This is a genomic window from Roseobacter sp. GAI101, assembly GCF_000156335.1.
Lineage (GTDB): Bacteria > Pseudomonadota > Alphaproteobacteria > Rhodobacterales > Rhodobacteraceae > Sulfitobacter.
Window position 1 is genome coordinate 283,735 of sequence record NZ_DS999213.1, and the last position, 9,719, is coordinate 293,453.

6 protein-coding genes are annotated in these 9,719 nt (G+C 59.5%); 4 read left to right on the forward strand and 2 right to left on the reverse strand.

Annotated elements, in window-relative coordinates; translation table 11 throughout:
• Positions 1-17: 17 nt before the first annotated feature.
• Positions 18-1,271 carry a vWA domain-containing protein gene (locus tag RGAI101_RS01305; RefSeq protein WP_008226751.1) on the forward strand — a complete coding sequence of 418 codons (1,254 nt, stop codon included), beginning with the start codon at positions 18-20 and terminating at the stop codon, positions 1,269-1,271.
• On the opposite strand, the gene purL is transcribed toward RGAI101_RS01305, so the two are convergent.
• The gene (gene purL / locus RGAI101_RS01310) at positions 1,268-3,427 is read right to left on the reverse strand and encodes a phosphoribosylformylglycinamidine synthase subunit PurL (RefSeq protein WP_008225167.1); all 2,160 of its coding nucleotides are present in this window, start codon (positions 3,425-3,427) and stop codon (positions 1,268-1,270) included. The two genes, RGAI101_RS01305 and purL, sit on opposite strands and share 4 nt — an antisense overlap.
• A 251-nt stretch (positions 3,428-3,678) precedes the next feature.
• On the reverse strand, positions 3,679-4,584 hold the full coding sequence (locus RGAI101_RS01315) for a LysR family transcriptional regulator (protein WP_008225237.1): 906 nt from the start codon (positions 4,582-4,584) through the stop codon (positions 3,679-3,681).
• Positions 4,585-4,843: 259 nt separating this feature from the next.
• Between RGAI101_RS01315 and RGAI101_RS01320 the strand changes: the two genes are divergently transcribed.
• The 3 genes from RGAI101_RS01320 to RGAI101_RS01330 form a co-directional block, all read left to right on the forward strand.
• Positions 4,844-8,260 (forward strand): indolepyruvate ferredoxin oxidoreductase family protein, encoded by a 3,417-nt coding sequence (locus tag RGAI101_RS01320; protein WP_008225769.1) that lies wholly within the window; start codon positions 4,844-4,846, stop codon positions 8,258-8,260.
• Between the two features lie 64 nt (positions 8,261-8,324).
• Complete coding sequence (locus RGAI101_RS01325) at positions 8,325-9,212, forward strand: lysophospholipid acyltransferase family protein (protein WP_008225643.1); 888 nt, start codon at positions 8,325-8,327, stop codon at positions 9,210-9,212.
• Between the two features lie 12 nt (positions 9,213-9,224).
• The coding region (locus tag RGAI101_RS01330; protein WP_037227072.1) for a glutamate racemase at positions 9,225-9,719 on the forward strand (495 nt) is incomplete at its 3' end.

Here is a 9,719-nt window from a genome sequence, read left to right on the forward strand (position 1 = left end):
ATGACATAAAAGGCACCATGGAACATCTCCCCCTCGAACTCCCCGAGAACCCGAAGCTCGCAGGCAACATCACCCATTTTGCCCGTGCGCTCCGCCGCGCGGGCCTGCCGATCGGGCCGGGCCGCATCGTTGACGCCATTCGCGCGGTCGAGGCGGCAGGATTTACCGACAAGGTCGATTTCTACTGGACGCTCCACGCCTGCTTCGTGAACCGTCCCGAACACCGCACCGTCTTTGCACAGCTTTTCCGGCTATATTGGCGCGACCCGCGCTATCTTGAGCATATGATGGCCGCGATGTTGCCCGCCATTCGCGGCGTACAGGAAGACCGACCCGCTCAAGCCGCCGAAAAGCGTGCGGCCGAGGCACTGCTTGACGGAGCGCAAGCCCCCCAGCAAGAAGAAGGCGAAGAAAGCGAACCAGAAGAAACCCTGGTCGAGGTGGATGCCAGCCTGACCATGTCGGCACAAGAGCGTCTGAGGACACTGGATTTTGAACAGATGAGCCTGGCTGAAATGGCGCAGGCCAAGCGGATGCTGGCACGGCTGACCTTGCCGGTAAAACCCATGCCATCGCGGCGCAGCATGACATCGCCGCAAGGGCGCATCGATATTCAAAAAACCATGCGCGCAGCCCTGCGCCGGGGCGGCGAGATGCAAAACCTCGCCCTGAAGAAACCACGCCCGCGCTATCCCAATCTGGTGGTTCTGTGCGATATATCCGGCTCGATGAGCCAATACTCCCGCACGGTTCTGCATTTTCTTCACGCGGTCAGCAACGCCAAGGGGGCTGGCTGGGCAAAGGTGCATGCCTTTACCTTCGGGACACAGCTTACAAATATTACCCGCCATCTGGCGACCCGCGATGTGGATGCAGCCCTCAAGGCTGCCGGTGCGCAGGCACAGGATTGGGAAGGCGGCACACGCATCGGGTCCTGCATCGAGACGTTCAACCGCGATTGGTCGCGGCGCGTGATGGGGCAGGGCGCTGTGGTGCTGTTGATCACTGACGGGTTGGACCGCGACAACCCCGATGATCTGGCGCGGCACATGCAGCGGCTGCATCTGACGGCGCGGCGGCTGATCTGGCTTAATCCGCTTTTGCGTTGGGACGGTTTTGCGCCAAAGGCGGCGGGCATCCGCGCGATGCTGCCCCATGTGGACAGCTTTCGCGCGGGCCATTCAATCGCGTCGCTCGAAGAGCTGGCGCAGGTGATTTCCCGCCCCGATGACACGGGCGAGAAATCGCGGCTTATGGGGCTGATGGACTAGGCAAAAGCCGCGCCGAAGGCACCGTGGTAGATCGCGCTCAGGTCGGCAAGCGGGGCAGCGGACCCGCCAAAGTTAACCTGATCGCCGCCAAATTTCCCGACGCTTTCCAGGTGAAGCCCCGCATTGGCGGCCGCAACCATCAGCGCTTCGGCTTGATCAAAGTTGCAGGCGATCAGATAGCGCGCCTGATCTTCGCCAAACAGCGTTGGTGTGTCAGAGGCGTCCAGCGATACGCCGACACCGGCGGCATCGGCCAGTTCGAACGCGGCCAGCGCAAGGCCACCATCGGACAGATCGGTGCAGGCTTTGATCATCTCGCGGTTCTCGCGGATGAACGTGCCATGGGCTTTCTCGGCGTCCAGATCGACGTGGGGGGCGTCGCCATCGCGGCGGTTGAAGACCTCCAGCAGCAGGGCGGATTGCCCCAGATGGCCGGTGGTGGCCCCCAAGACCAGCGCCACATGCCCGTCGCGCACATCTTTGCCGATGATTTCATCCGTGTGGGTCAACAGACCGACCGCGCCGATCGTGGGCGTCGGCAGGATGCCTTTGCCGTCGGTTTCGTTGTACAGCGACACGTTGCCCGACACGATGGGCATATCAAGGGCGGATACAGCTTCGCCGATGCCTTTGATCGCGCAGACGAACTGGCCCATGATCTCGGGCTTTTCGGGGTTGCCGAAGTTCATGTTGTCGGTGGTGGCCAAGGGCAGGGCACCAACGGCACACAGGTTGCGGTAGGCTTCGGCGACGGCCTGCTTGCCGCCCTCAAAGGGGTTTGCCATGACATAGCGCGGTGTCACGTCCGAGGTGAAGGCGATTGCCTTGTCGGTGCCGTGCACCCGCACGATGCCGGATCCCAGACCGGGGGTGCGGGCGCTGTCGCCCATGACCATGGTGTCGTATTGCTCGTAAACCCACGCCTTGGAGGCGTAATTCGGGCTGGAAATCAGCGCGTGCAAACCGTCGATCGGGTCAATGCCCGGCACGTCCGACAGGGGTTCAGCCGCGGGAGTTTCCACCCATGGGCGGTCGTATTCGGGGGCGTTGCCGGACAGGGCCTTGAGCGGCAGGTCGGCTTTGACTTCGCCATTGTGCACGATTAGGAAGCGATCTTCTGCGATTGTTTCGCCAACGATGGCAAAATCAAGGTCCCATTTGTCGAAGACGGCCTTGGCTTCGGCCTCAAGCTCGGGGCGCAGCACCATCAACATGCGTTCCTGAGATTCCGACAGCATCATTTCATATGCGGTCATGGCGGTCTCGCGGGTCGGAACCTTTTCAAGGTCCAGGCGGACACCAAGGTCGCCTTTGTCACCCATTTCGACGGCGGAACAGGTCAGGCCCGCAGCGCCCATGTCTTGAATCGAGATCACGGCACCGGTCGCCATCAGCTCGAGCGTGGCTTCCATCAGGCGCTTTTCGGTGAAGGGGTCACCGACCTGGACGGTGGGGCGCTTGTCTTCGATGGTGTCGTCGAATTCTGCCGATGCCATCGTGGCACCGCCAACGCCGTCGCGGCCCGTCTTGGCCCCAAGATAGACAACCGGCATGCCGACGCCGGACGCCGCAGAGTAGAAAATCTTGTCCGTGTCGGCCAGGCCGGCGGCAAACGCGTTCACAAGGCAGTTGCCATCATAAGCGGTATCAAAGCGGACTTCACCGCCGACCGTGGGCACGCCAAAGCAGTTGCCGTAGCCGCCAACGCCTGCGACCACGCCATGCACCAGCTGGCGCGTCTTGTGATGCTCGGGGGACCCGAAGCTGAGAGAGTTCATTGCCGCGATGGGGCGCGCGCCCATAGTAAAGACATCGCGCAGGATACCGCCCACGCCGGTCGCTGCACCCTGATAGGGTTCGATGTAGGACGGGTGGTTGTGGCTTTCCATCTTGAAGACCAGCGCCTGACCGTCGCCGATATCAACGATGCCTGCGTTTTCGCCGGGACCGCAAATGACCTGAGGTCCTTCGGTGGGCAAGGTGCGCAGCCATTTCTTGGAGGATTTATACGAACAGTGTTCGTTCCACATGGCCGAGAATATGCCAAGCTCGGTAAAGCTGGGTTCGCGCCCGATAATGTCTAGGATGCGCTGGTATTCGTCAGCGTTGATACCGTGGCTGGCAATAAGCTCTGGCGTGATGGCTGGTTCGGTCATGGTGTGGATATCCCCTTGGCAGATATGGCGGTACTCTTAGAGGAACGCTGGCGCGGGGAAAAGGCCAAAGGACATATGACTCACGGCCAAAAAAAAGGCCGAGCGCGAAGCTCGGCCAAGTCCAACAGGGAGGTATGAAGTGACAGCCCGAAAGCTTCCGTCTTCATGATGCTGAATTAGGCGGCAGTTCTGCTTGTTTCAAGGCAGGAATCAGATTTTAAAGGCATGTCCGCTATGCAATCTGTGCATGGCTACATATTTGCCTTTTCACGCTGTTGTTTTCTATGGCTTATGATCTCGTCCTGAACGAAATCCTTGAAGGCCGCGACCCGTTTCGAGGTGCGCAATTCTTCGGGGTAGGCCAGAAAAACCGGAACATCCGCCGACTCGGTATCGGGCAGAACCTGGACCAGGTCCGGGAAATCCTGTGTCAGATAGTCTGGCAGCACGCCGATTCCCAGATTGTGGATCACACCCTGAAGCACGCCGAAATAGTTGTTCACGGTCAGCATCGACCGTACATCGTACATCATCAACTGCTGGATAAGCTGCAGACCGGCATTCACCTGATCGCTGTCGGTGTTCTGGCAGATCAGCCGGTGTTCCGACATATCTTCCAGCCGCTGGGGCGTGCCGTGTTCCGCCAGATAGGTCGGTGATGCGTATAAACACATCTTGATCATCATCAGCTTCTTGCGCACCAGATCGGCTTGCGAGGGTTCCTTCATGCGGATGGCAACGTCGGCCTCGCGCATGGGCAGGTCAAGAACCCGCTCTTCCAGCATAAGATCGACCTTGAGGTCTGGATATTTCTCGTAAAGCTTAGGCAAGCGGGGGGCGAGCCACAGCGTGCCAAAGCCTGTGGTGGTGGTGACGCGCAATTCGCCGAAGATTTCCTCTTCGCTGTCGCGAATCCGTGCAGAGGCGGTATCGAGCCGTTTTGTCATCGCAACGGTGGCGTCAAACAGCAGTTCGCCCTGTTCGGTAAGGATCAGACCGCGGGCATGGCGGTGGAACAGGTTGGTGTTCAACTGTTCTTCCAGCCCGCGAATCTGCCGGCTGACTGCAGATTGTGACAGATTCAACTTGTCACCCGCATGTGTCAGGCTGCCGGCGTCCGCGACGGCATGAAAGATTCTGAGCTTGTCCCAATCCATGAGGACTACCTTTTTGTGGCGGGTATCGATCGATCAAATGGCTAAGAGGAACGTGTTTGCGCTAAATATTCGGCTAAAACAACCCTAAGCCTTGCTGCACTGCAACATAATATCTCTCAGCATTAATCAATAGAGCACGCAATCATTAATACTTGATCACCTGCCTTCGAAATGAGCAGAAACACAATGGTAGACAGGTCAGCTTTTGTGACCTAACGTGTAGTTAAGGTAACTGATTGCACGTAGGGGAGAACGCGCCATGGGTACGCAAAAGATTTCACTGAATGATCGGTTCGACTTGGAAAAGTCCCCTGTGTTGCTGAATGGCACGCAGGCATTGGTCCGCATGATGATGATGCAAAAGGCGCGGGACCGGGCGGCGGGGCTGAATACGGCAGGCTATGTCACCGGCTATCGCGGATCGCCACTGGGGGCTGTCGATCTGCAGATGGAACGCGCGGCAAAACCATTGGCCGAATATGACGTGCTGTTCGAGGCCGGTTTGAACGAAGATCTGGCCGCGACCGCCCTTTGGGGTACGCAGCAGGCGGAACTGCGCGGCGAGGGGAAATACGACGGTGTCTTTGGCCTGTGGTACGGCAAAGGGCCGGGGGTGGACCGGTCGGGCGATGTGATGCGCCACGCCAACATGGCAGGGTCGTCCAAGCATGGCGGTGTGTTGATGGCGATGGGGGATGACCACACCGGCGAATCCTCGACCGTGTTGCACCAGTCGGAATGGGCGATGATGGATGCCTACATGCCAATCGTCAGCCCTGCAGGGGTGCAGGAGATCATGGATTACGGCATCTACGGCTGGGCGCTGTCGCGGTTTTCCGGGCTTTGGGTTGGCCTCAAGACAATGAAGGACACGGTCGAGGCGACGTCGGTGGTCAACGGTGATCCGCACCGGATGCAGTTGGTCACGCCTGATTTTGACATGCCCGAAGACGGGCTGAACATCCGTCTGATCGACACGCCGCATCTGCAAGAATCCCGGATGATCGACCACAAACGCTTTGCCGCCGAAGCGTTTTCCCACGCCAACAAGATCGACAAGCGCATGTGGGGCAAGCCCGGGGCGAAAATCGGTTTTGTCGCAGCGGGCAAGAACTGGCTGGATCTGCTGCATGCGATGAGCCTGCTGAACATCGACGAAAACGAAGCCGAACGGCTGGGCATCACATTGTACAAGGTCGGGCAGACCTTTCCGCTGGATATGAAGGGCTTTCACAACTGGGCAGAGGGGCTGGATCTCGTCGTTGTGGTCGAAGAAAAGCGCAAGCTGATCGAAATCCAGATCAAGGAGGCGCTGTTTTCCGATACGCACCGCCGGGTCTACGGCTGGCATAAAGGCGGCGGTGCAGGGATGGAACATGGCGAAGAGCTGTTCCCGACCCGCGCGGCCCTTGATCCGATCTGGATCGCCGAAAAGCTTGGTGGCATTCTGATCGAGGAAGGCCGCAACACCGATGGAATCAAAGCGGGGATGGAGGCGCTGGATACTGCGCGCCGTGCCGACAATGCCGAAGACATCGCCGCGCGTGTTCCGTACTTCTGTTCGGGCTGTCCGCATAACTCGTCGACCAAACTGCCCGAAGGCAGCCGCGCCTACGCAGGGATCGGCTGTCACTACATGGTGCAGTGGATGGACCGCGAGACCACGGGATACACGCATATGGGGGGCGAGGGCGCAAACTGGATCGGGGAATCGCATTTCTCGACCCGCGAACACGTGTTCCAGAACCTCGGGGATGGTACCTATAACCATTCCGGCATCCAGGCGATCCGCGCCGCCGCCGCGGCGAAAACCAACATTACCTATAAAATCCTGTACAATGATGCTGTTGCCATGACCGGCGGCCAGCATAACGAAGGCGATTTGGATGCGCCCCGCATCGTCGCCGAATTGCAGGCCATCGGCGTGCAGAACATCGCCGTGGTGTACGACGAAAAAGAAGACGTGGATGCGGCCGCCTTCAAGGGCGTGCCGTTGTACGAGCGTGCCGACCTGCAAACGGTTCAGGAGAACTTTACCAAGCACAAGGGCGTCAGCGCCATCGTCTACATCCAGACCTGTGCGGCGGAAAAGCGGCGCCGCCGCAAGCGTGGTCTGTTTCCCGACCCCGACAAGCGCGTGTTCATCAACACAGATGTTTGCGAGGGCTGCGGCGATTGCGGGGTCCAATCAAACTGCGTGTCAATCGTACCGCACGAGACCGAACTTGGTCGCAAACGGGCGATTGATCAATCCTCGTGCAACAAGGATTTCTCTTGCGTCAAAGGGTTTTGCCCGTCTTTCGTAACCCTTGAAGGCGCACAAATCCGCAAGGACCCCACGACCGAGGTGAAAATTCCTGATCTGCCTCTGCCGACGCTGCCCGTCATCGACGGCACTTTCAACGTGGTGATCACGGGTGTCGGTGGTACCGGTGTCGTCACCATCGGTGCTGTACTGGCGCAGGCCGCGCAGATCGACGGTAAAGGTGCCGGGATGATGGAGATGGCCGGCCTTGCGCAAAAGGGCGGTGCGGTGCACATCCATTGCCGTTTGGCCGAACGGCCCGAGGATATCAGCGCCATTCGCGTCGCGACAGGCGAGGCCGACGCGCTGATCGGCGGTGATCTGGTGGTGTCTGCCGGAACCAAGACGCTGGGCCTGACGCGCGCTGGGCGCACGGGGGCAGTGGTGAACTCCCACCAGATCATCACCGGCGATTTCACCCGCGATACCGAATTCAAGATGCCCTACGACCGCCTGACGCTTGCGCTCGAGGCGCGGCTCAAGGACGGCGTGGCGCTGTTTGATGCGTCTGATCTGGCCAAGGCAACCTTGGGGGATTCGATCTATTCCAACATGATGATCTTTGGGGCTGCATGGCAAAAGGGGTTGATCCCGCTGTCGTTGGGCAGCCTGCAGGATGCAATCCGCCTGAATGGTGCTGCGGTTGAACGCAATCTCAAGGCGTTTGAACTGGGGCGGTGGGCAATGTTGCATCCGGCCGATGCGGCAGAGGTGACGACACCCAATGTCGTGCAGATGCCCAAGTCGCTGGACGAGAAAATCGCGTTCCGTATGGATCACCTGACGGCCTATCAGGGCAAGGGCCTGGCCAAGCGCTACGCCAAGATGCTTGAGCTTGTGGACGACAAGGCCCTGAAGCAAGCCGTCGCCCTGGGGTATCACAAGCTGCTGTCGTACAAGGATGAGTACGAGGTCGCGCGTCTGCTGAAATCGACCCGCGCCAAAGTTGATGCAGAGTTCGCAGGCGATCCGAAGATCACCTTTAACCTTGCGCCGCCGATGCTGTCCAAGACCGGTGCCGATGGCCGTCCGATGAAGCGCACCTTTGGCGAAAGTCTTGAGGGGCCGTTGCGGTTGCTGTCGCGGCTCAAGTTCCTGCGCGGCACGCCGTTTGACCCCTTTGGCCGGTCCGAGGAACGCCGCATGGAGAGGGCGCTGATCCAGGAATACGAGGCGGACATGAAAGAGGTTCTGCCAAAGCTGACCGATCAAACCCGTGATGCGATCGTCGCACTGGCTGAATTGCCGTTGCAGATCCGCGGCTTTGGCCCGGTAAAGCAGGCAAATGTGGCGAAAGCGGCCAAGCGGCGTGAAGAATTGCTGGCCGTGATCCGTGCGGGTGGGACGACAACTTCTAAGGCGGCGGAATAGCGGGCGCTGTCATCACGACGTCATAAACCGGGAATAAGCGGTGGCCACCATAAAGGAGCCTGAAATGGGTCAACCCAAACCGCTTTGCACCCGTGAGATCAGCTATGCCCATTCCGCCCGCTCCGGGCCGGGGCGGGCAATGATCCGGTTGATGGAAAATACAACCGGCCGATTGGGTCTGATCAGGCGTGCCCATGGGTACGAGACTGACATGGCGGGCGGTGGCTGCTTTTTCGATGTGATGGCGCAGCGCTATGGGCTGACGCTGGATGTCGCGGGTGGTAGCCTGGCAAATATCCCGCGGACGGGCCCCGTGATTTTTATGGCGAACCACCCCTACGGCATATTGGACGGGCTGATGCTGGGCCATATGATGTCGCGCACGCGGGGTGACTTCAAGATCATGGCGCATTCAGTGTTCAACCGTGTGCCGGATCTGGGCGGCCATCTGCTGCCGATCAGCTTTGACGAAACCAAGGACGCCCTAGCGCTGAACCTGCACACCCGCAAAACAGCGCTGGCATATCTGGGGCAGGGTGGGGCTATCGGCATCTTTCCCGGCGGCACGGTCAGCACCGGCGCGCGTATGTTTGCAAAACCGATGGATCCGAGTTGGCGCAATTTTACCGCGCGGATGATTGCCAAGTCGCAAGCCACTGTCGTGCCGATCTATTTCGACGGTCACACCAGCCGCCTTTTCCAGATCGCCAGCCATTTGCACAGCAGTTTGCGGATGGGGCTGCTGATCAAGGAGTTCCGCAAACGGGTCGATACGCCGGTGCGTGTCGTCATAGGTGACCCGATCGGCAGGAACGTGCTGAACCCTTTGGCAAAAGACGCAAAAGCGATGATGGATTTCCTGCGCAAAGCCACGTATGAGTTGTCTCCAGACCCCGTTAGATCCTTCGATCTGGGGTTCGATTTTGAAGATCGGCACCGTGCCGACAGGTGATGGCGAACAGACATGGCAGTTGGTATTTTTGATTCGGGGCTTGGCGGGTTGACCGTCTGGAATGCCGTGCAGGCGCAATTGCCTGATGTGGAATTCGTCTATCTGGCCGATAGCGCCCATGCGCCATATGGCGTGCGCACATCGGACGATATTTATAATCTGACCGTGGCCGCCACCCAGCGTCTGTTCGATGCGGGCTGTGATCTGGTGATCCTTGCCTGCAACACGGCGTCGGCGGCAGCGTTGCGGCGGATGCAGGAATCCTGGGTGCCCTCTGACAAGCGCGTTTTGGGCGTGTTCGTTCCGCTGATTGAATCGATGACGGAACGGCAGTGGGGCGATAACTCCCCCCCGCGCGAAGTCGATTTGAAACATGTGGCATTGTTTGCCACGCCGGCCACGGTGGCCAGCCGCGCGTTCCAGCGCGAACTGGCGTTTCGCGCCATTGGCGTCGATGTCGAAGCGCAGGCCTGCGGCGGTGTCGTGGATGCGATCGAAGACGGTGAT